A 19,295-nucleotide genomic window follows, 5' to 3' on the forward strand; every position below is an offset into this window, starting at 1 on the left:
CTGCTGCCCGAGCGCTGATAGGGGTGACGGCTCCCGGCGACGCGGACATCTTAGAACCGCCTCGGGCTGAACGGGGAGAGGTCGATGGCAGGCTTGCGGCCGGCGACCAGCGCCGCGACGAGGCCGGCGGTCGCGTGCGACTGCGTCATGCCGTAATGGCCATGGCCGAAGGCATGGAACACGTGGGGGTTGCGGCTGGCGGTACCGATGACCGGCAGCGAATCCGGCAGAGAGGGGCGAAAACCCATCCAGAGCCGGCCGCTCTCGAAGGCCGGCAGCCCTTCGATCATCGTCGCCGCCTTGTCGTAGAGCCGCTTCGTGCGGGCGTGGTTGGGCGGTGCCTCCAGGCCGCCGAATTCGACGGCGCCGCCGATGCGGAAGCCCGAATCGAGCGGTGTCGCGACAAAGCCGTGGCCTTCGAAGGCGACGGGACGGGAGAGCAGGCCGCCGAGATCCGGAAAGCTGACATTGTAGCCGCGCTCGGTGTCGAGCGGCACCGCGTCTCCGAGCGCCGTGGCCAGCGGCTTGGCCCAGGCGCCGGCCGCGATCACGGCACGGTCGACGACGCGCTGCCAGCCATCGGGCCCGATGAGGGCAGGGCGCTCGCCGGTCGAGATGTTGTCGACCCGCGCCTTCTCGAAGACGGCGCCGCGGGCCAGGGCGGCCTCGAAGAGCAGGAGCGTCAGCTGATGCGGGTCGCTGATATGGGCGGCGTCGGGATGGAAGGCGGCGCCGGCGAAGCGCGGCTGCAGCGCCGGCTCCAACTGGCGCAACTCCTCCGGGCCGAGCATCTCCACCCTGATGCCGAATTCCGCCTGGCGCTTCGCCACGGTTTCGGCTGCGGCCATCGTGCCGGCATCGCCGAAGGCGTAGAGGCCGCCATTGCGGTGGATATGGCGCGTGAGGCCGGTGCTTTCGGTCCGCGCCAGCCAGGCCGGCAGCGCCAGCCCCTGAAGTGCGGCGAGCCCGGCGATCGAGCGTTCATAGGCTTCGGGCCGCGAGGCCAGGACGAAGCGGACGAGCCAGGGCAGCAGGCGTGGCAGATAGGCCGGGCGAATGCTGAGCGGGCCGAGCGGATCGGCGAGGAATTTCGGGACCTGCCGGAGGATCCGGGGGCTGGCGATCGGCAGGATGTCGGTATGGGCGATCCAGCCGGCATTGCCGCGGGACGGGCCGAAGGCTGGCTCCCGGCTCTCGACGAGCAGGACCTCGTGCCCCTCGTCGAGAAGCGCATGGGCGATGGCGACGCCGACGATGCCTGCCCCGACGACCGCGACCTTCATGGCAGGTTGCGTTCCTTCGGGGCGGAAGGCCGCTTCGCGGCAATCTCGACGCAGGCGGCCGAATGCGACGGGCCGTTCATGATGTCGTGGCGGATACGGAGCCGGGCGGGGATCGGACAGGCAAAGGCCATCGGGTCATCTTCCCCTCGCAAGGACCGGCTCGCGGCGGCTTCCGTCCGGACCGGTTCGCGCAACGGTCCCGGGCAGTCGCGGTGCATGCCTGAAGCCGGCATGACCACGAGCTTGATATATCTCGATTGATATATCAAGCTCGCGATGGCGATCGGCCGTTGGGGCGCGAAATGGAGAGGGCATGAATCGGCGGCAGCCTGCGGCAGGCGAGGGGCGGAACGATGCTGCTCCGGCGCCCGGCGAGAGTCTGGCGGAAGTCGCCTATCGCCGGCTCGAGGAGGCGATCGTCACCCTGTCGCTGCGGCCGGGCGCGGGGATGACCGAGGCGCAGTTGATCGATCTGGCCGGCCTGGGGCGTACGCCCGTGCGCGAGGCGCTGATCCGGCTGGCGCAGCACGGCCTGGTGGAGATCCTGCCGCGCAAGGGCATCCGCGTCGCCGACATCAACGCGATCGACATCATGGCGGCGCTCGACGCGCGCGAGGTGCTGGAGCGCCTCGTCGCGCGCGAGGCGGCGCGGCGCGCAAGCCCGGCGGAGCGGATCGCGATCATGGCGGCCGCCGCTGCGATGGGGCAGGCGGCGCAGGCCGGCGACGCCACCGCCTATATGCGGCTCGACAAGGAGCTCGACACCGCGATCGGCGAGGCGGCGCGCAGCCCCTATGCCTCCCGCTCGGTCGAGCCGCTGCAAACGCTGATCCGGCGGGCCTGGTATCATTTCGAGCGGCGGGCGGATCTGCTTCCGGCGGCCGGGCACCATGTCGCGCTGGCGCAAGCGATTGCCGCCGCCGACGATGCCGCCGCCGCGAGCGCTAGCGACGCCCTGATGGAGCATCTCCGCAGGCGGCTGCTGGCGACGCTGGCCGGCGCTGCGGCGACAGGTCAGTCAATCTGATATATCTGGAATCGTCCAGAATCCGCGCCGACGGAGGCGCGCGTCTGGCGTTCGCAGGCGCGAGCCTCTACATGGTCAGCCATGCCGCTGGAGCCGGAAAGCTGACCCGATCGAGCCGATGACGAAAACCGTCCACCCATTGCCGCCCGCCCTGGACCGCCCGGACGGTCAGGCCTTCCGCGATGCCATGGCGCAGGTGGTGAGCGCGGTCCATGTGATCACCACCGAGGGGCCGGCCGGCCGCCTGGGGCTCACCGCGACCGCGGTGGCCTCGGTCTCGGATACGCCGCCGACGGTGCTGGCCTGCGTCGCCAGGACCAGCCGCACGCTGGCTGCGATCGAGGCAAGCGGTGCCTTCTGCATCAACACCCTGCCCGCCCAGCTAGCGGAGCTCGCGGAGATATTCGCCAGCCGGCGCGGCATCGATGGCGAGGAGCGCTTCATGACGGCGCGCTGGGGCAGGCTGGCGACCGGCGCGCCCGTTTTGCTTGACGCCGTCTCGGCCTTCGATTGCCGCCTGATCGCGGCACACGACGTCGCCAGCCACCGCATCCTGATCGGCGAGGTCGTCGGCCTGGGCGGAGAGGGGCGCGGCGCCGGGCTGATCTACCGCCAGCGCCGCTTCGGCTCGGTCTGAGCGTCCTAACCGCGGAGCCGCGTCAGCCCGCCGCGATCATGCCCGCCACCGAGATGGCGAGCTTCAAGCCGTCGAGATCGGCCTGTTTCGCCGCCGGGAGGCGGAAGGCCGGTGGCGCCTGCCATCCCATTTCGCGGGCGACGACGAGGCCGAGCAGCAGGATGGCGTCCGGCGCGTCCAGCAGCAGGGCGGCTGGTGCCCTGCCGGCATGGACCAGCTCGAGCAGCACGGCAGAGGCCGAGGACGAGCCGATGGTGCCGGGCAGCGCCAGGATCGTGCCGGCGACATTGCGGCCGTGCTGCGGATGGCGCGCATCGATGATCGTCCCGGTGGCGGGGTCGACGCCGCCCCAGAAGCTGATCGGGGCGGTCAGCGCCAGGCATCGGCCGTTCGCAGGGCCGCCGGGCAGCAGGATCTCGGCCTTCAGCTCCATGACAGAGGCTCCCTGACGAGCCGGCCCGCTACCGCGCTCTCGACGCATTCGGAGAGCGAGCCATAGGTCACGGCATAGCCGGTATTGCCCGGAGCGTAATGGGCGAACTTGCCGGAATTGGTCATCAGCACGGCCCCGTCGAGCCTCGGCAGGATAGGCGCGACCACCACGCAGGTATCGACCACGAAGATGACGCCCGCCTGTTCGAGCGCCTTGCGCCGGCCCTGCGCCTCCAGCGGTGCGAGGACGTGCCGGCCGGTATTGGCGTAGAGCGGGATCTGCAGGCGGCGTCCCGCGATCAGCCTTTCGGTCTCGTCGATCTCGGCCAGCGAAAGATGCGGCGAGCCGATCGCCACCGCATCGACGCGCTCGGTCGGCCCGGCGGTCGACAGCCGGGCCAGCGCCGCGGCGAGGTCGTCCGATGTCAGGGCGATCCGTTCCCGCGGCGGCGCCCCGCCCAAGGCCGTTGCGGCATCGGGCGCTTCCGGCGTGACGCCGGCGACATGGAAGAGGCCGACGCCGCCCGCCGAAGCCGCGGCCGCCCCGAGCGCCTTGAGGCGGTCCTCGCTGGCGCAGCCCTGCAGGCCGTCGATGACGGCGACCGCCGTGCCGGCCGTCCGGCCCAGGATGGTGCCGAGGACGGGATAGAACACCTCGGAGTGGCGCAGCGCCGGCGACAGGCCGGAGACGTCGAGCTGGAGGGCAGCGATGCGGTTCTCGCGCCGATGCAGGCCGTAGTCGGGCGCCCGCCCGCTGATGGCGCAGGCGATGTCGAGGAAGTCGCCATAGCGGTTGGTGCGCGCGCCGAGCACCGAATTGCAGAACACGACCGCATTCGATTCGCCCCAGGCCACGTCGGTGCCCCGTGCCGGCCGGTGCCCGGCCTGATAGGGCGCACAGGTCCAGCTCGGCTCGCAGCCCATCGCCTCATAGGCCCGCATCATCCGCCGGGCCATCTCGCGCTCGTGCGGCGGGAGCCGCACCGGCGCGCAGCCGGCCGGTGCGAGCGCGCCGACGTTCAGCGTCGCGCGGACCGCCACGCGGGCGCCACCCTCGACCAGCTTCTCGGCGAAGAGCGTGCCGGAATCGCCGTGATAGAGCGCGCCGTCGATATGGGCGGAGGCGATCGGGATGAGCCGCGGCGCGCCCATGAGTCGCGCGGCCTCCGCGACGATGCGGATCGCCATGGCGGCGGCCTCTCCGGCCTGGCCGGCCGCGACGGCGCGCTCATCGGCCGTAAGCTCGAGCATCGATTCCCCTCCGCAACGCCGCGGCGCCCGGCGCCCTCTTGTGCCGAGGCGGGCTTTGCGCCCATGGATAGGAACTGGATAGCCTTCGAACCGCGCCGGCCGCAATCGTCCGAGCCGCGGCCAACTGCTCGGGAGATGCGCCATGGCGATGACGATGAACGGCGAGGCGACCTTGCCTGCCGCCAAGGAGGTGGTCTGGGCCAAGCTCAACGACGCCGAGGTGCTGAAGGCCTGCATCCCCGGCTGCGAGCAGCTCAACAAGGACGACGACACGCATTTCTCGGCGGTGGTGAAGGTCAAGCTCGGGCCGGTGAAGGCGACCTTCAAGGGCAAGGTCGAGCTCAGCGAGCTCGACCCGCCGAACGGCTACCGCATCGCCGGCGAGGGCGAGGGCGGCATCGCCGGCTTCGCCAAGGGTGGAGCGCGGGTCAATCTGAGCGATGCCGAGGGCGGCCAGACCCTGCTGCGCTACGAGGTCGAGGCCCAGGTCGGCGGCAAGCTGATGCAGCTCGGCTCGCGACTGATCGATTCGGTCTCGAAGAAGCTCGCCGACGAGTTCTTCGCCAATTTCGCCAAGGCGGTCAGCGAGGGCTGAGGTTCAGGAGGCCTTGCGCAGCGTGTCGAGCGCCTGTGCGACGGCGGTCTCGGCGGCACCGACCTGAAGGGCGATGCCGGCTGCGGCCGCATTGGCCCGCTCCAACGCCGTCTGTGCCGTGTCGAGGCTGTCATTGACGGCGTTGGCGCTTTCGATCGCCGCGTCCGAGCTGTCGGCCACCAGCGCCGCGTCATGCGCGATCGTGGCGGTGACATTGCTCTGCTGTGTGACCGCTTCCGAGATCGCCTCGGAATCGAGCCTGATCGCATCCACCGTGGCGGCGATCGCCGCCGCATGCGCGCCGCAGGCCTCGGCGCTGGCGGCAAGCTCGGCGATCTGGCCGGCGATGTCCTGGGTCGCGCTCGCCGTCTGCGTCGCCAGGGACTTCACCTCGGAGGCGACGACGGAGAAGCCGCGACCGGCCTCGCCGGCGCGCGCCGCCTCGATGGTGGCGTTGAGGGCGAGCAGATTGGTCTGCGCGGCGATGTCGGCGATCATGCCGACGACCTTGCCGATATTGCCGGTGACCTCGCGCAGGCGCAGGATCGCCTCGTTCATCTGGCTCGCGTCGAGCACGGCCTGATGGGTGATCGACAGGCTCTGCCGGGCGCGCTGGCCGATATCGGCGATGTTGGCCGACATCTCCTCGGTGGCCGCGGCGGTCTGCGCCGAGCGCTCCCGGACCACCATCGAGGCGCGGGCCACCTTGCCGACCGTCTCCTTGACGAACACGGTGGCGCGGCTGGTCTCGGCCGCGGTCGCGACGAACTGTTCGGCCGCACCGCTGATCGTGTCGTCGAGATTGCCGATCTGTCCGCGCAGCGTCAGCGCCGCCTCGTCGAGAGCCGCGGCGCGGCGTCGCGCTTCGGCTTCCTCGAGCTGCTGATTCACGGTCATCGCCGTGTTGACGTCATAGGTCAGGATCCGCTCGATGATGAACAGGTCCTGCGCGAACTGCCTGGGCGAAAACAGGGAGCGCCGCCGGCTTTCGAGGCAGAGCTCGCGGATCAGCGAGAACGCGATCGAGGCCCGGGCGCGGGCGCGGACATTGCCCTGCCTTTCCAGCAGGCAGAGCTGTTCCAGCGAGGCGACATAGGCCTCGTCGAGATCGCCTTCGAAGAGCAGGCGGAAATGCGCGGCGGAGGCTGGATAGAGGACCCCGGCGACGGGCTCGACCAGAGCGCGCAGCTCGGAATGGATCGTGAAGGCGCGCTCGAAATCTGCGATCACCAGCTTGTCGATCAGGCTGTCGACAAGGGGGCGGTAAAGGCGCAGCCGCTCGCGCTGCTTCGCGCCGTAGCCGATGGCATGCAGGCGCCGCTGGATGTGATCGATCGTCCGGAGCAAGCCATAAACCCCGTTCATGGCCGGGAAACGCGCCACGAACAGCGAAACTGCGTGGATCCCCTTAAGAAATCGCCAATGGCCGGTTTTGCGCCTCGGTGAGGCCCCTTGGTGAAAAACGGCTCTGATTCTGCGCCAAACGCCATGCGTTCGGAAAGCGCCTCCTGCTTGACCGCGCAAAATCGCGGGTCCACATTCGATTTTGAGCTGTTCCAAGGAAACGCCGCCCGCTGGGGCGAAGCTGCCGGAACGGCTCAGCCTGACCCAAACCCAGGGAGGGGGTGGGAGGGCGTCAGAGACGGGTCACAGGAGATGTGCTCATGGCCACTGTTTCGCTGACGGTGAACGGCAAAGCCGTCACCGCCAATATCGACCCGCGCACCCTTCTGGTGCAATTCCTGCGCGAAAACCTGCGACTGACCGGAACCCATGTCGGCTGCGACACCAGCCAGTGCGGCGCCTGCCTCGTGCATCTCGACGGCAAGGCGGTGAAATCCTGCACGACGCTCGCGGTCGCCGTGGACGGCGCCTCCGTGACGACGATCGAGGGGCTGGCGGCGGACGGTGCGCTGCACCCGATGCAGGAGGCCTTCCGCGAGCATCATGGGCTGCAATGCGGCTTCTGCACACCGGGCATGATCATGTCCGCCGTCGACATGGTGAACCGCCGCGGGCACCAGCTCGACGAGAAGACGATCCGCGAGGACCTCGACGGCAATATCTGCCGCTGCACGGGCTACCACAACATCGTCAAGGCGATCGCCGCCGGTGCCGAGGCGATGGGCAAGGGCACGGCGCCGGTGCGCCAGGCGGCCGAGTGAGCCTCGGCCCGCGCCGGAGCGCGGGCTTTTCGTCCTTCATGCGTTCCATGCAGTGAGGCGCCCGCCAGAGGCGCCGTGCGAGGAGGGAACATCATGTCCGTTACCGGAATCGGCGCCGCAGTCCGTCGCAAGGAAGATCACCGTTTCATCACCGGCCAGGGCCGCTACACCGACGACGTCAACCGTCCGGGCCAGGCCCATGCCTATTTCCTGCGCTCGCCGCATGCCCATGCGAAGATCAAGTCGATCGACACCAAGGCCGCTGCCGGCATGCCGGGCGTGCTCGGCATCTTCACCGGCGCCGATCTCGCCATCGACAAGATCGGCGGGCTGATCTGCGGCTGGATGATCCACAACAAGGACGGCTCGCCGATGCGCGCCGGTCCGCATCCGGCGCTGGCGCAGGGCAAGGTGCGCTATGTCGGCGACCATGTCGCCGTGGTGGTGGCCGAGACGCTGGCGCAGGCGAAGGACGCCGCCGAGGCGATCGCGGTCGATTACCAGGAGCTGCCGGCCGTGGTCGACACGGCCAAGGCAGCCGGCGCCAAGACCGTGGTCCATGACGAGGCGCCGGACAACACGGTGTTCAACTGGCATCTCGGCGACAAGGACGCGACCGAGAAGGCGTTCAAGGCGGCCAAGCACGTCACCAAGCTCGATCTCGTCAACAACCGTCTGGTGCCGAACGCGATGGAGCCGCGCGCGGCCGTCGGCGATTACGATGCCGGCGACGGCGTCTTCACGCTCTACACCACCAGCCAGAACCCGCATGTGGCGCGGCTCGTGCTCTCGGCCTTCATCGGCATCGCGCCGGAGAACAAGCTTCGGGTCATCGCGCCGGATGTCGGCGGCGGCTTCGGCTCCAAGATCTTCATCTATGCCGAGGAGACCGTCTGCGTCTGGGCGGCGAAGAAGGTCGGGCGGCCGGTGAAGTGGACGGCGGACCGCACCGAGGCCTTCCTCTCCGACGCGCATGGCCGCGACCACGTTACCCATGCCGAACTCGCGACCGATGCCGAGGGCAAGATCCTCGCCATGCGCGTGCATACCACCGCCAATCTCGGCGCCTATCTCTCGACCTTCTCGTCCTCGGTGCCGACCTATCTCTACGCGCCGCTGCTGTCCGGCCAGTACGACATCCCGGCGATCTATTGCGAGGTCGACGCGGTCTACACCAACACCGCCCCCGTCGACGCCTATCGCGGCGCCGGGCGGCCGGAGGCGACCTTCGTGGTCGAGCGACTGATCGAGGTCACGGCGCGCCAGCTCGGCAAGGACCCGGCCAAGTTCCGGATGCTGAACTACATCAAGAAGTTCCCGCACCAGACGCCGGTCATCATGATGTACGACACCGGCAATTACGGCGCCTCGATGAAGAAGGCGCTGGAGATGATCGACTACAAGGGGCTGGGCAAGCGCAAGCGCGACTCAAGCCGCGCCAGCAAGCTGCGCGGCATCGGCTTCTCCTCCTATATCGAGGCTTGCGGCATCGCGCCGTCGGCTGCGGTCGGTTCGCTTGGAGCCGGTGTGGGCCTGTGGGAATCGGCCGAGGTCCGGGTCAACCCGGTCGGGACGGTCGAGGTGCTGACCGGTTCGCACAGCCACGGCCAGGGCCATGAGACGACTTTCGCCCAGTTGGTCAGCGACCGGCTCGGCATTCCGATCGACAACGTCTCGATCATCCATGGCGACACCGACAAGGTGCAGATGGGCATGGGCACCTATGGTTCGCGCTCCGGCGCGGTCGGCATGTCGGCGATCTTCAAGGCGCTCGACAAGGTCATCGCCAAGGGCAAGAAGGTCGCTGCCCATGTGCTGGAGGCCGACGAGGCCGATATCGACTTCGCCGACGGGCACTTCACGGTGAAGGGCACCGACCGCAAGCTCGATTTCGGCTCCTGCGCGCTGCAGGCCTATGTCGCGCACAAGTTCAACGGGCAGGAGCTGGAGCCGGGCTTGAAGGAGGGCGCCTTCTACGACCCGACCAACTTCACCTTCCCGGCGGGTGTCCATATCTGCGAGGTCGAGATCGATCCCGATACCGGCGTGACCAGGATCGATCGCTGGGCGGCGGTCGACGATTTCGGCAACGTCATCAACCCGATGATCGTCGAGGGGCAGGTCCATGGCGGCATCGCCCAGGGCGTCGGCCAGGCGCTGCTGGAAGGCGCCCGCTACAACGCCGACGGCCAGCTCGTGACGGCGAGCTTCATGGACTACACCATGCCGCGGGCCGACGACCTGCCCTCCTTCGAGGTCGGCATGACCGTGACGCCGTGCCCGTCGAACCCGCTCGGGATCAAGGGCTGCGGCGAGGCCGGCGCCATCGCCTCGCCGCCCGCCGTGATCAACGCCATCACCGACGCGCTCGGCCATGAGGACATCGCGATGCCGGCCACGCCGCAGGCGGTGTGGCGCGCGGCGCAGAAGTCGATCAGCCGCCTGGCGGCCGAGTGAGCTGAAAGGACAAGCAGATGTACGCTTTCACCTATCACAAGCCCACCAGCGCCCGGCAGGCGGCGACGCTGCTCGCCAAGAAGGAGGACGCCAAGATCCTGGCCGGCGGCCACACCTTGCTGCCGACGATGAAGCAGCGGCTGGCCTCGCCCTCCGCGCTCGTCGACCTCGGCGCCTGCGCCGACCTCAAGGGCATCGCGCGCAAGGGCCGCAACATCGTCATCGGTGCGATGACGACCCATGCCGAGGTCGCGGATTCGGCCGAGGTGCGCGAGGCCATCCCGGCGCTTGCCCTCCTCGCCGGCCATATCGGCGACCCGCATGTGCGCCATCGCGGCACGATCGGCGGCTCGGTCGCGAACAACGATCCGGCGGCCGATTATCCGGCGGCGCTGCTGGCGCTGGGCGCAACCGTGGTCACCAACAAGCGCAAGCTGACCGCCGAGGAGTTCTTCACCGGGCTCTACGAGACCGCGCTGGAGGAAGGCGAGATCATCACCAAGGTCTCGTTCCCGCTGGCCTCGAAGGCGGGCTATGCCAAGTTCCGCAACCCCGCCTCGCGCTACGCGATGGTCGGCGTCTTCGTCGCCAAGCGCGGCAGCGAGATCCGCGTCGCGGTGACCGGGGCGGGCGAGGGCGGCGTGTTCCGCTGGCCTGAAGCGGAGGCGGCGCTCAAGGCCCGCTTCGCGCCGAAGTCCCTCGACGGGCTGAAGCACACCGCCAAGGGCATCAATGGCGACATCCACGCCGATCCGGAATATCGCGCCCATCTGATCGGCGTCATGGCCAAGCAGGCGGTGGCTCAGGCAACGGGGAAAGCCGGCTGACGCGCCGGCCCTGATGGGCCGTCATCCCGGGCACTCCCTCGGGCCCGATCTTCGATCGGCCCAAGGGCAGGCTCCGGGAGAGCCGAGATCCATGCCGGAACGGTTCAGGCAGGGATCCCGGACCGGCGCCGCTTGGTCGTTTGTCCGGGGCGACCATGAAGGGCGCCGGAAACGAAGCCGCTCAGTAGAAGAAGCGCTCCTCGACGACCTTGCCGTTCCTGACGGTATAGAGGCCGACTTCGTCCATCACCCGCCGCTCGCCGGTTTCCTTGACGGTGACGTCGAAATGGAAGCGCACGGCGTACTGGTCGCCGTTGAGATAGGGGCCTTCGCTGCTGAAGTCGTGGACCTCATGGCCGGCGACCCACCATTCGCCCTTCTGCCTGACGGCCTCCCGGCCGTGGCAGACGGCCATCGGGCCCGGCATGTTCTCGTAGCTGGCGATGTCGTCGGCGTTGAAGCGGTTGGCAGCCTCTTCGTGCTTGCCCTCCTTGAGCAGGGCGACGAAGTCCTTGGCGGTCTGCTCGGTGGTCATGGTTCGCGCTCCGTGTTCGGATGGCGAAGCCTAGGTTCGCCGCCGCCCTGCGGTGTCAGCAGCGTCGCCGTGCGCGCCGCTCCTTCCTTCATGCCGCCCGCCGCGATAGGAATCGGTCATGCTGAACGCCTCCCGTCTTCCCGCCTCGATCGATGCCACGCTCGCCCTGCTGCAAGGGCAGGGCTATGTCGCGGACCGCGCGCTGGCGACGGTGCTCTTCCTGGCGCTCAGGATGAAACGCCCGCTGCTGCTGGAGGGCGAGGCCGGCACGGGCAAAACCGAGATCGCCAAGGTGCTCGCGGCGGGGCTCGGCCGGCGGCTGATCCGGCTGCAATGCTATGAGGGGCTCGATCTCGCCTCCGCCGTCTATGAATGGAACTATGCCGGGCAGATGATGGCGATCCGCCTGGCCGAGGCCGGTGGCGTCGCCGAGGATCGCGAGCGGCTGGAAGGCGATATCTTTTCGGAGAAATACCTGGTCAAGCGGCCGCTGCTGCAGGCGCTCGAGCCGCAGGAGGGGGGCGCGCCGATCCTGCTGATCGACGAGCTCGACCGCACCGACGAGGCCTTCGAGGCCTTCCTGCTCGAGGTGCTGGCCGATGCGCAGGTGACGATTCCCGAGTTCGGCACGATCAAGGCGGCGGAGCCTCCGATCGTGATCCTGACCTCGAACCGCACGCGCGAGATCCACGACGCGCTGAAGCGCCGCTGCCTCTATCACTGGGTCGGCTATCCCGACGCGGCGCGCGAGCTCGCGATCCTGAAGGCGAAGGTGCCGGATGCGCCGGCCAAGCTCTCCAAGCAGCTCGTCGGCTTCGTCCAGGCGATCCGCAAGGAGGAGCTGTTCAAGGCGCCGGGCGTGGCCGAGACGCTGGACTGGGCGACGGCGCTGGTCGAGCTCGACGCGGTCGCGCTCGACCCGGCCATCGTCTCCGACACGTTGGGCGCGCTGCTGAAGTATCAGGACGACATCCAGGCGATACAGGGCTCCAGGGTCAAGGAGCTGCTGGATCAGGCCAGGGCCGAGGTGGGACGATAGCTCTCCGGCAGCGGTCGGCTGCAGTTCGATCAAGCGTGAGGGGGATGGCATGAACGCAGACATCAAGGCGGTCGAGGCGACGGTGCGGACCTATCTCGACGGGCTCTATGAGGGCGATGCCGAGAAGCTCGCCCATGTCTTCCATCCGACCAGCGCGCTCACCACCGCCCGCGAGGACGGCACCATCCAGATCACGCCGCGCGACCAATGGCTGGACGCCGACCGCAACCGGACCTCGCCGCAGGCGGCCGGGCTGCAGCGCGACGACCATATCCTCACCATCGATCTCGTCGGGCCGACGCTGGCGCTGGTCAAGGTCAAGTGCCAGATGCCACCGCGCTATTTCACCGATCTGCTGTCGCTCTTGAAGATCGAGAGCCGCTGGCAGGTGGTCCAGAAGGTGTTCATGACGGAGACGCAGGGGTGAACGCAGCCGCAGCCCTCATCCTGAGGAGGCCCGCAGGGCCGTCTCGAAGGATGGTCCAGCCGGCTCCGGAGGCTCCTGGATCATCCTTCGAGACGCCGCGTGCGGCGGCTCCTCAGGATGAGGGTTTCGACATGTCGGGCGGATCGCGGTGACCGGCAAGCTCCCGGAAAACGTCGCCTATTTCGCTCGTGCCCTGCGTGCGGCGGGGCTGCAGGTTGGCCCCGGCGCGGTGGTCGAGGCGGTCGACGCGCTGGCCGAGGGCGCGCTCGGTGGGCGCGACGATGTCTATTGGGCGCTGCACGCGATCTTCGTGAAGAAACACGAGCACAGTGCGATCTACGATCAGGCCTTCCGGCTGTTCTGGCGCCGGCGCAACCTGATCGAGAAGATCATGGCGCAGATGTCGCCGGTCTCGCCCGGCGCCGACCGCCAGCCGGAGAAGGCCGAGGCCGGGGCGCTGCGCGTGGCGGAAGCCTTCGCGCCGCCGGCGCGGGACGACGAGCCTCCAACCGAGCTGACCGAGCTGACGGCACGCCTCACCGTCTCCGACCGCGAGATGCTGAAGTCGCGCGACTTCGCCCAGATGACGGCGGCCGAGATCGCGCGCGCCAAGCAGCTCATCGCCGAACTGCGCCTGCCCGACGACAGCGTGGCGACCCGCCGCTTCGGCCCGACGCCGCGCGGTCGCGACGTCGACCTGCGCCGGACGTTGCGGCAGTCGCTCAAGGGCGGCGGCGGCTCGATCGACCTCGCCTTCCGTGCACGGCGCGAGGTGCATCCGCCGATCGTCGCGCTGGTCGACATCTCCGGCTCGATGGCGGAGTATTCGCGCATCTTCCTGCATTTCCTGCACGCGCTCACCGAGAAGCGCCGGCGCGTGCATTCCTTCGTCTTCGGCACCCGGCTGACCAATGTCACGCGGATGCTGAAGGCGCGCGATCCCGACGACGCGCTGGCGCTCGCCGGCAAGGCCGCGCCGGACTGGGAGGGTGGCACTCGGATCTCCGCCGCGCTGCACGAGTTCAACCGGGTCTGGTCGCGGCGGGTGCTTGCGGGCGGGGCGGTGGTACTGCTCTTCACCGACGGGCTGGAGCGGCATCTCGACGACAGCCTCGCCTTCGAGATGGACCGGCTGCATCGCTCCTGCCGGCAGCTGATCTGGCTCAACCCGCTCCTGCGCTACGATGCCTTCGCCGCGCGCGCCAGCGGCATCCGGGCGATGCTGCCGCATGTCGACTCGTTCCGGCCGATCCACAATCTCGCAGCGATGGCCGATCTCTGCGCCGCGCTTTCGCTGGAGACGGGGCGGGAGAGCGATCCGCGCCTGTGGCTGAAGCGCGCGCAGCAGCCGAAGCTCAGCGCCTGAAACGGCCGTGGCGCAGGAAGTGGATGGTCTGGGCCATCGCTTCCGGGTCGCGCATGATCAGCGGATGGCTGGTGTGCAGGACGATATGGTCGCTCATGCCGGCGACCCGCGTGCGCTCGACCGAGACGCGCCCGTCATTCGGGCCGGGCAGGACCAGCGAAGCGAAGACATAGAGCGAGCGGTCGCCGGCAATGACGCCGAGCGGATAATCGACGGCTCCGAGCAGGCTGCAGAGTTCGTCGCTGCGATGCGTCGCAAGCTGGCCGCCCGCCGGGCCGAAGGCGCTGCGATAGAGCCAGTTGCGCTGCAGCAGGTCGGCGATCTCGCTGCCTTCGTTCGGAGGCGCCAGCATGACGACGCGGCCGAGCCGCTGCGGGCGGTGGCGGTTGAGATAGGCGCGGGCGACGAGGCCGCCCATCGAATGGGTGACGAAATGGAGCTCTCCGGCCAGCTCGGCGGCAAAGGCCGAGATCGGTGCGTGAAGGCTCTCGACGATCTGCGCCAGATCCTGCTCGCGCGAGGGATAGTCGAGATTGAGGACGCGATAGCCTTCGGCCGTCAGTGCCTGTTCGAGCAGTTGCATGGATGCGGCGCGACGCAGGATTCCATGCAGCAGGACGACGCCGTCGCAGCCGGTCGCGGCCATAGGTTTCCTCGGATGGGGGCGGGGCAGGGGTTTTGAACTCGGCAGAGCGCTAGCACATATATCGCCTTCGCATAACGGTCGTGCCCGCTTCGCTCGACGCGGGCCGGACGTTGGCGCATAAGATCGCATCTCGTTTCCGCGTCATCCGCGAAAGGCCCGGCAATGATCAGCACCGAGACCGACATCCTGCGCGCTGCGGAGGATTGGAGCCACTCCGGCCGGCAGGTCGCGATCGCGACGGTGGTCGAGACCTGGGGCTCGGCGCCGCGCCCCGTGGGCTCGCATCTGGTGATCGACGGGGAGGGCAACTTCCTCGGCTCGGTCTCGGGCGGCTGCGTCGAGGGTGCCGTGGTGGCGGAAGCCGCGGAGGTGATCGCCGACGGCAAGGCGCGCATGCTGGAATTCGGCGTCGCCGACGAGACAGCCTGGCAGGTCGGCCTCTCCTGTGGCGGGCGTATCAAGGTCTATGTCGAGAAAGTGAACTGAAATGGCCTCCTGGGAAACGCTCTTCGCCTTCGCGACGGTGACGATCCTCGTCGCGTATTTTCCGGGGCCGGCGCTGCTCTATACCGCCGCCCAGACGATCAGCCACGGCCGCCGGGCCGGCCTGATGGCGATGCTCGGCATCCATCTCGGCTGCTATCTGCACGTCTTCGCCGCAGCCTTCGGCCTCTCGGCGGTGTTCAAGCATGTGCCCGAGCTCTATGTCGCCGTGAAGATCGCCGGCGCGCTCTACCTGATCTGGATCGGCATCGGCATGATCCGCTCTCGCCTCGGCGCGCCCGGCCAGCCGGCCACGCCGCCGAAGACGGTGAAGCGCGCCTTGCTCGATTCCTTCATCGTCGAGGTGCTGAACCCGAAGGTCGCGCTGTTCTTCATCGCGCTCTTGCCGCAGTTCGTCGATCCGGCCGGCTCGCTGCCGGTCTGGGCGCAGTTCCTGATCCTGGGGACGATCGTCAACTTCGCCTTCTCCTCGGCCGATCTCGTCACCGTCTTCGGCGCGTCCTTCGTCGTGGGCGCGATGAAGAAGACCAAGGCCGGCTTCGCCTTCGGGCGCTGGATCGGCGGCTCGCTGATGATCGGGCTCGGCCTGAAGCTCGCGGCGGACAAGGGCTGAACCGTGGAACTTTCGCTCCTGGCCGCGCTCAATGCGGAGCGTCAAGCGCGCCGCGCCGCCATCCTGGTGACCGAGATCGCGAGCGGCGCGCAGCGCCTGGTGAAGCCCGAGGCCATCGCTGCCGATCCGCTGGGGGAACTGCTGGAGCGGCAACTGCGCACCGGCAAGAGCGGCATGGTCGAGGTGGAGGGAAGCTCGTACTTCCTCACCGTGCAGGCGCCGCATCCGCGCGTCGTCGTCACCGGCGCCGTCCACATCTCGCAGGCGATGGCGCCGATGGCGCGGGCGCTCGACCTCGATCTCGTGATCATCGACCCGCGCACGGCCTTCGCCACGCCCGAGCGCTTTCCCGACACCGCGCTTCTGGCTGAATGGCCGGAGGAGGTGATCGGCCGGATCGGCCTCGACGGCTATACCGCCTTCGTCGCGCTGACCCATGATCCCAAGATCGACGACCCCGGTCTCACCGCCGCCCTGCGCTCCAACTGTTTCTATATCGGCGCGCTCGGCAGCCGGAAGACCCATGCCAGGCGGCTGGAACGCCTCGCTGAGGCCGGCTTCGACGCGGCGGCGACCGCTCGCATTCACGCGCCGATCGGCCTCGATATCGGCGCCGTCTCGCCGGCCGAGATCGCGCTCGCCATTCTCGCCGAGATCGTCAGCACCTTGCGCGGTCCGCGCCGTCAGCCGGGCTGAGGACAGGCTCATGCAGTTCGGACCCATCGCCATCGCGGAAGCGGTCGGTTGCATCGCAGCCCATACGATCCGCACCGCCACGACGATCGTGAAGAAGGGCGCCGCCATCACGCCCGACATGGCCGCGAAGCTGGCCGAAGCCGGCGTCACGGAGATCGTCGCCGTCCGGCTCGAGCCCGGCGATGTCGACGAGAACAGTGCCGCCGCCAGGCTCGCTGCCCGGATGGCGGGCGACGGCGTGGTCGCGGAAGCGCCCTTCACGGGGCGTGTCAATCTCTTCGCCAGCGCCGCCGGCGTGCTCAGGCTCGATGTCGGCGCCATCGACGCCTTCAACGCCGTCGACGAGGCCATCACCGTGGCGACGCTGCCCGCGCTCAAGGCGGTGGTCGCGGGAGAGTTGGTCGCGACCGTCAAGATCATCCCCTATGCGGTGCCGGAGACGCAGGTCGAGGCGGCGCTGGCGGCGCTGACGGGGGCGCCGGCCGTCAGCGTCGCGGCCTACCGGCCGTCCAAGGTCGCGGTGATCTCGACCCTGCTGCCGGGGTTGAAGCCGAGCGTGGTCGACAAGACGCTGAGAGTGCTGCGCGAGCGGCTCGAACCGGCGTCCGCCGCGCTCGCCGTCGACCGGCGCGTGCCGCACGAGACCGGCCCACTGGCGGCGGCCATCGCCGAGAACGCCGCCGGGGAGGCCGATATCCTCGTCGTGTTCGGCGCCTCGGCGATCACCGACCGACGCGACGTGATTCCCCAGGCGCTGGTCGATGCGGGCGGGCAGGTCGAGCATCTCGGCATGCCGGTCGACCCGGGCAACCTGCTGATGCTGGGCACGATCGGCGGCAAGCCGGTGATCGGTGCGCCGGGCTGCGCCCGCTCGCCGAAGGAGAACAGCTTCGACTGGGTGCTGCAGCGCCGGCTCGCCGGCATCCCGGTGGAGCGGGCGGATGTGCAGCGCATGGGCGTCGGCGGCCTGCTGATGGAGATCGTCTCGCGCCCGCAGCCACGTGCTCCCGGCCAGCACGAACCCGGATCCGTTGCCGGCATCGTGCTGGCGGCGGGGCAGTCGACGCGGATGGGCGCGCGCAACAAGCTGCTCCAGCCGCTGCGCGGCAAGCCGATCCTGCGCCATGCGGTGGAGGCGCAGCTCGAGGCGGGGCTGTCGCCGGTGCTCGTCGTCACGGGCCATGAGCGGGACGCGGTCGAGGCGGCGCTGGCGGAGCTGCCGGTGCGCCTCGTGCACAATCCCGATTATACGTCCGGCCTCGCAGGGTCGTTGAAATGCGGGGTTGCCGCCCTGCCGGCCGAGGCCGAGGGTGTCGTGATCTCGCTCGGGGACATGCCGAATGTGACGGTGCCGGTCATCGGCCGCCTCGTCGAGGCCCACCGCGCCCAGCCGGACATGCTCGCCGTGGTCCCGACGCTGTTCGGGCAACGCGGCAATCCCGTCCTGCTCACGCGCGCTTTGTTCCCGGCGGTCTCGCTGCTCGTGGGGGACCGCGGCGCGCGGCGCCTGCTCGAGGAGGCGGGCGAGCGTGTGGTCGAGGTGGCGTTCGAGGACCCCGCCATCGCCATCGACGTCGATACGCCGGAAGCGCTCCGGGCACTGCAGGGCTGAGCTTCAGCGCAGCCAGTGCAGCGCCAGCGTGCCGTAGATCTCGGACGGCCGGTCGCTCGTCTGCTGCCAGCCGCCGGAAAGGCGCCATTCCAGGCCGAGCAAGCGCAGCCCGGTGAGGTGCAGGCCGAGGCGCAGCTTGCGATAGTCGCGCTCGCGATAGGCCTCGACTTCGGGGCCGGCATAAAGGCCGAGCGGCGTCTGCCAGCCGGCCGCGAGACGGCCCCAGAGCCGCTGGTCGATCGACGAGGCATAGGCATTGGCCTGGAACATCATGCGATCGAGCGGGAGCGCCCAGAGATCGGCCTGGATGCGTGCCCCGTAGCGTGTGGCGCGTAGCGACGGGAGAAGCGTCTCGATGCGCTGCTCGGTCTCGATGTCGGAGCCGGCATAGACCGCGAGGAAGCTGTCGCCGATGCGCCATTCATAGCCGAGGAGCGCCTGGGATTCCGATTTGTAGGTGGTGCCGTGCGGCCGATGACGCCGGGTCTGCTCCTGCGAGCCACCGGCCTTCAGGAAGAGGCGGAAGCCGCTCTCCGCCAGCCCGCCGCCGATGGCGCGCTTCATGCCGATCGCGACGAAGGTCTTGGTCGGCCCGGCTTCCAGCGAGCCGAAGATGACCTGCGAGAGCGGCGAGCGCTCGGCCTCCGCCTCTTCGGCTGCTGTCGAGCCGATCGGAGCGGCGGCGAGCAGAATCGCCGACGCGGCCAGCCCGGCCTTGCCCCCTCGATACGCCACGCACGCCCCCCGCGCGCTGCCGGATGTCGACCGACGACACGCTTTGGGATTGCAGCAGTTTGGCAGTAAACTGGCAAGCCTTTGTTAACCAAGCGGGAGCAGCCTCGAAGCATCCGGCACAGCTTTCATTCCGTAACGGGAGAGGAGGTGGCGATGGTCTCGACGGACTTCATCAGGCAGCTGGAAGGTTACGGGCTGACGACGGCCACGATCCTCTACCGCATGCCGGATCACCTCAGCGTGTTGCAGACCTTCATCTGGCAGCAATACGACCTTGCGCCGCGCTTTCCCGTGCTGCAGGACTTCCTGGCGTTCTGGAAGCGGGAGCTCGACGGACCGCTCCATTCCGTCACCGTGACACATTCGCGGCTGATCCGGCCGGCCGAGATCCGCACCGTGAACGGCGTGCTGACGCTGCATTAGAGCCCGTCCCGCGGCGGTCGACCGG

Annotated in this window: 21 protein-coding genes; 14 read left to right on the top strand and 7 right to left on the bottom strand. The window is 69.0% G+C overall.

Going from position 1 to position 19,295, the window contains the following annotated elements; all coding sequences use genetic code 11:
- Nucleotides 1-50 precede the first annotated feature (50 nt).
- Nucleotides 51-1,283, bottom strand: coding sequence for an NAD(P)/FAD-dependent oxidoreductase (locus B5Y19_RS20045; RefSeq protein ID WP_055727948.1), 1,233 nt, complete (start codon nt 1,281-1,283; stop codon nt 51-53).
- A gap of 313 nt (nt 1,284-1,596) precedes the next feature.
- On the opposite strand from B5Y19_RS20045, the gene B5Y19_RS20050 reads away from it, so the two are divergent.
- Together B5Y19_RS20050 and B5Y19_RS20055 are read left to right on the top strand one after the other, a co-directional pair.
- A complete protein-coding gene (locus B5Y19_RS20050; protein WP_079591990.1) occupies nt 1,597-2,310 on the top strand; it encodes a GntR family transcriptional regulator in 714 nt (237 codons plus the stop codon).
- 118 nt (nt 2,311-2,428) lie between these two features.
- Entirely contained in the window at nt 2,429-2,947 is a 519-nt protein-coding gene (locus tag B5Y19_RS20055) for a flavin reductase (RefSeq protein ID WP_055727947.1), read from the top strand.
- 22 nt (nt 2,948-2,969) lie between these two features.
- On the opposite strand, the gene B5Y19_RS20060 is transcribed toward B5Y19_RS20055, so the two are convergent.
- On the bottom strand, nt 2,970-3,380 hold the full coding sequence (locus B5Y19_RS20060) for an aconitase X swivel domain-containing protein (protein ID WP_055727946.1): 411 nt from the start codon (nt 3,378-3,380) through the stop codon (nt 2,970-2,972).
- Nucleotides 3,371-4,630: an aconitase X gene (locus B5Y19_RS20065; protein ID WP_079591991.1), complete on the bottom strand. Its 1,260-nt coding sequence runs from the start codon at nt 4,628-4,630 to the stop codon at nt 3,371-3,373. Before B5Y19_RS20065 ends, B5Y19_RS20060 begins: the two co-directional genes overlap by 10 nt.
- Before the next feature lie 142 nt (nt 4,631-4,772).
- Here B5Y19_RS20065 and B5Y19_RS20070 point away from each other — a divergent pair, with 142 nt between their 5' ends.
- The gene (locus B5Y19_RS20070; RefSeq protein WP_055727945.1) at nt 4,773-5,225 is read left to right on the top strand and encodes an SRPBCC family protein; all 453 of its coding nucleotides are present in this window, start codon (nt 4,773-4,775) and stop codon (nt 5,223-5,225) included.
- Nucleotides 5,226-5,228: 3 nt separating this feature from the next.
- On the opposite strand, the gene B5Y19_RS26625 is transcribed toward B5Y19_RS20070, so the two are convergent.
- Complete coding sequence (locus B5Y19_RS26625; protein ID WP_055727944.1) at nt 5,229-6,572, bottom strand: methyl-accepting chemotaxis protein; 1,344 nt, start codon at nt 6,570-6,572, stop codon at nt 5,229-5,231.
- A gap of 317 nt (nt 6,573-6,889) precedes the next feature.
- Here B5Y19_RS26625 and B5Y19_RS20080 point away from each other — a divergent pair, with 317 nt between their 5' ends.
- The 3 genes from B5Y19_RS20080 to B5Y19_RS20090 all read left to right on the top strand — a co-directional run bounded on the left by B5Y19_RS20080 (nt 6,890) and on the right by B5Y19_RS20090 (nt 10,674).
- Entirely contained in the window at nt 6,890-7,390 is a 501-nt protein-coding gene (locus B5Y19_RS20080; RefSeq protein WP_055727943.1) for a (2Fe-2S)-binding protein, read from the top strand.
- A gap of 93 nt (nt 7,391-7,483) precedes the next feature.
- Nucleotides 7,484-9,847, top strand: coding sequence for a xanthine dehydrogenase family protein molybdopterin-binding subunit (locus B5Y19_RS20085; RefSeq protein ID WP_055727942.1), 2,364 nt, complete (start codon nt 7,484-7,486; stop codon nt 9,845-9,847).
- 17 nt (nt 9,848-9,864) lie between these two features.
- On the top strand, nt 9,865-10,674 hold the full coding sequence (locus tag B5Y19_RS20090) for an FAD binding domain-containing protein (protein ID WP_055727941.1): 810 nt from the start codon (nt 9,865-9,867) through the stop codon (nt 10,672-10,674).
- Nucleotides 10,675-10,855: 181 nt separating this feature from the next.
- On the opposite strand, the gene B5Y19_RS20095 is transcribed toward B5Y19_RS20090, so the two are convergent.
- Entirely contained in the window at nt 10,856-11,209 is a 354-nt protein-coding gene (locus B5Y19_RS20095; protein ID WP_055727940.1) for a nuclear transport factor 2 family protein, read from the bottom strand.
- 118 nt (nt 11,210-11,327) lie between these two features.
- On the opposite strand from B5Y19_RS20095, the gene B5Y19_RS20100 reads away from it, so the two are divergent.
- From B5Y19_RS20100 to B5Y19_RS20110, 3 genes are all read left to right on the top strand, one after another.
- Nucleotides 11,328-12,248, top strand: a complete 921-nt coding sequence (locus B5Y19_RS20100) for an AAA family ATPase (protein WP_055727939.1) — start codon at nt 11,328-11,330, stop codon at nt 12,246-12,248.
- Nucleotides 12,249-12,297: 49 nt separating this feature from the next.
- Complete coding sequence (locus B5Y19_RS20105) at nt 12,298-12,675, top strand: nuclear transport factor 2 family protein (RefSeq protein WP_079591993.1); 378 nt, start codon at nt 12,298-12,300, stop codon at nt 12,673-12,675.
- Nucleotides 12,676-12,823: 148 nt separating this feature from the next.
- The gene (locus B5Y19_RS20110) at nt 12,824-14,041 is read left to right on the top strand and encodes a vWA domain-containing protein (protein WP_055727937.1); all 1,218 of its coding nucleotides are present in this window, start codon (nt 12,824-12,826) and stop codon (nt 14,039-14,041) included.
- On the opposite strand, the gene B5Y19_RS20115 is transcribed toward B5Y19_RS20110, so the two are convergent.
- On the bottom strand, nt 14,031-14,687 hold the full coding sequence (locus tag B5Y19_RS20115; protein ID WP_055727936.1) for an alpha/beta fold hydrolase: 657 nt from the start codon (nt 14,685-14,687) through the stop codon (nt 14,031-14,033). The genes B5Y19_RS20110 and B5Y19_RS20115 overlap by 11 nt on opposite strands.
- Before the next feature lie 162 nt (nt 14,688-14,849).
- Here B5Y19_RS20115 and B5Y19_RS20120 point away from each other — a divergent pair, with 162 nt between their 5' ends.
- The 4 genes from B5Y19_RS20120 to B5Y19_RS20135 are packed head-to-tail and all read left to right on the top strand — an operon-like array spanning nt 14,850 to nt 18,112.
- Nucleotides 14,850-15,173: an XdhC family protein gene (locus B5Y19_RS20120; RefSeq protein ID WP_055727935.1), complete on the top strand. Its 324-nt coding sequence runs from the start codon at nt 14,850-14,852 to the stop codon at nt 15,171-15,173.
- A 1-nt stretch (nt 15,174) separates the two neighbouring features.
- On the top strand, nt 15,175-15,804 hold the full coding sequence (locus tag B5Y19_RS20125) for a LysE family translocator (protein ID WP_055727934.1): 630 nt from the start codon (nt 15,175-15,177) through the stop codon (nt 15,802-15,804).
- Nucleotides 15,805-15,807: 3 nt separating this feature from the next.
- The gene (locus B5Y19_RS20130; protein WP_055727933.1) at nt 15,808-16,500 is read left to right on the top strand and encodes an XdhC family protein; all 693 of its coding nucleotides are present in this window, start codon (nt 15,808-15,810) and stop codon (nt 16,498-16,500) included.
- A gap of 10 nt (nt 16,501-16,510) precedes the next feature.
- Nucleotides 16,511-18,112: an NTP transferase domain-containing protein gene (locus B5Y19_RS20135; RefSeq protein ID WP_055727932.1), complete on the top strand. Its 1,602-nt coding sequence runs from the start codon at nt 16,511-16,513 to the stop codon at nt 18,110-18,112.
- 3 nt (nt 18,113-18,115) lie between these two features.
- Here B5Y19_RS20135 and bcsS read toward each other — a convergent pair whose 3' ends face one another.
- Complete coding sequence (gene bcsS / locus B5Y19_RS20140; protein ID WP_055727931.1) at nt 18,116-18,847, bottom strand: cellulose biosynthesis protein BcsS; 732 nt, start codon at nt 18,845-18,847, stop codon at nt 18,116-18,118.
- Nucleotides 18,848-19,000: 153 nt separating this feature from the next.
- On the opposite strand from bcsS, the gene B5Y19_RS20145 reads away from it, so the two are divergent.
- Nucleotides 19,001-19,270: an usg protein gene (locus B5Y19_RS20145; RefSeq protein ID WP_055727930.1), complete on the top strand. Its 270-nt coding sequence runs from the start codon at nt 19,001-19,003 to the stop codon at nt 19,268-19,270.
- Nucleotides 19,271-19,295: the final 25 nt, after the last annotated feature.

Origin of the sequence: Allobosea thiooxidans, assembly GCF_900168195.1 — a bacterium.
GTDB lineage: Bacteria > Pseudomonadota > Alphaproteobacteria > Rhizobiales > Beijerinckiaceae > Allobosea > Allobosea thiooxidans.

Bases quoted from the DNA above. Each gene is read 5' to 3' on its own strand.
- B5Y19_RS20095 (WP_055727940.1), bottom strand. From the start codon at position 11,209: ATGACCACCGAGCAGACCGCCAAGGACTTCGTCGCCCTGCTCAAGGAG.
- B5Y19_RS20120 (WP_055727935.1), top strand. From the start codon at position 14,850: ATGATCAGCACCGAGACCGACATCCTGCGCGCTGCGGAGGATTGGAGC.
- B5Y19_RS20135 (WP_055727932.1), top strand. From the start codon at position 16,511: ATGCAGTTCGGACCCATCGCCATCGCGGAAGCGGTCGGTTGCATCGCA.
- B5Y19_RS20085 (WP_055727942.1), top strand. From the start codon at position 7,484: ATGTCCGTTACCGGAATCGGCGCCGCAGTCCGTCGCAAGGAAGATCAC.
- B5Y19_RS20105 (WP_079591993.1), top strand. From the start codon at position 12,298: ATGAACGCAGACATCAAGGCGGTCGAGGCGACGGTGCGGACCTATCTC.
- B5Y19_RS20100 (WP_055727939.1), top strand. From the start codon at position 11,328: ATGCTGAACGCCTCCCGTCTTCCCGCCTCGATCGATGCCACGCTCGCC.
- B5Y19_RS20145 (WP_055727930.1), top strand. From the start codon at position 19,001: ATGGTCTCGACGGACTTCATCAGGCAGCTGGAAGGTTACGGGCTGACG.
- B5Y19_RS20055 (WP_055727947.1), top strand. From the start codon at position 2,429: ATGACGAAAACCGTCCACCCATTGCCGCCCGCCCTGGACCGCCCGGAC.
- B5Y19_RS20090 (WP_055727941.1), top strand. From the start codon at position 9,865: ATGTACGCTTTCACCTATCACAAGCCCACCAGCGCCCGGCAGGCGGCG.
- B5Y19_RS20125 (WP_055727934.1), top strand. From the start codon at position 15,175: ATGGCCTCCTGGGAAACGCTCTTCGCCTTCGCGACGGTGACGATCCTC.
- B5Y19_RS20065 (WP_079591991.1), bottom strand. From the start codon at position 4,630: ATGCTCGAGCTTACGGCCGATGAGCGCGCCGTCGCGGCCGGCCAGGCC.
- B5Y19_RS20060 (WP_055727946.1), bottom strand. From the start codon at position 3,380: ATGGAGCTGAAGGCCGAGATCCTGCTGCCCGGCGGCCCTGCGAACGGC.
- B5Y19_RS20070 (WP_055727945.1), top strand. From the start codon at position 4,773: ATGGCGATGACGATGAACGGCGAGGCGACCTTGCCTGCCGCCAAGGAG.
- B5Y19_RS20050 (WP_079591990.1), top strand. From the start codon at position 1,597: ATGAATCGGCGGCAGCCTGCGGCAGGCGAGGGGCGGAACGATGCTGCT.
- B5Y19_RS20045 (WP_055727948.1), bottom strand. From the start codon at position 1,283: ATGAAGGTCGCGGTCGTCGGGGCAGGCATCGTCGGCGTCGCCATCGCC.
- B5Y19_RS20080 (WP_055727943.1), top strand. From the start codon at position 6,890: ATGGCCACTGTTTCGCTGACGGTGAACGGCAAAGCCGTCACCGCCAAT.
- B5Y19_RS20115 (WP_055727936.1), bottom strand. From the start codon at position 14,687: ATGGCCGCGACCGGCTGCGACGGCGTCGTCCTGCTGCATGGAATCCTG.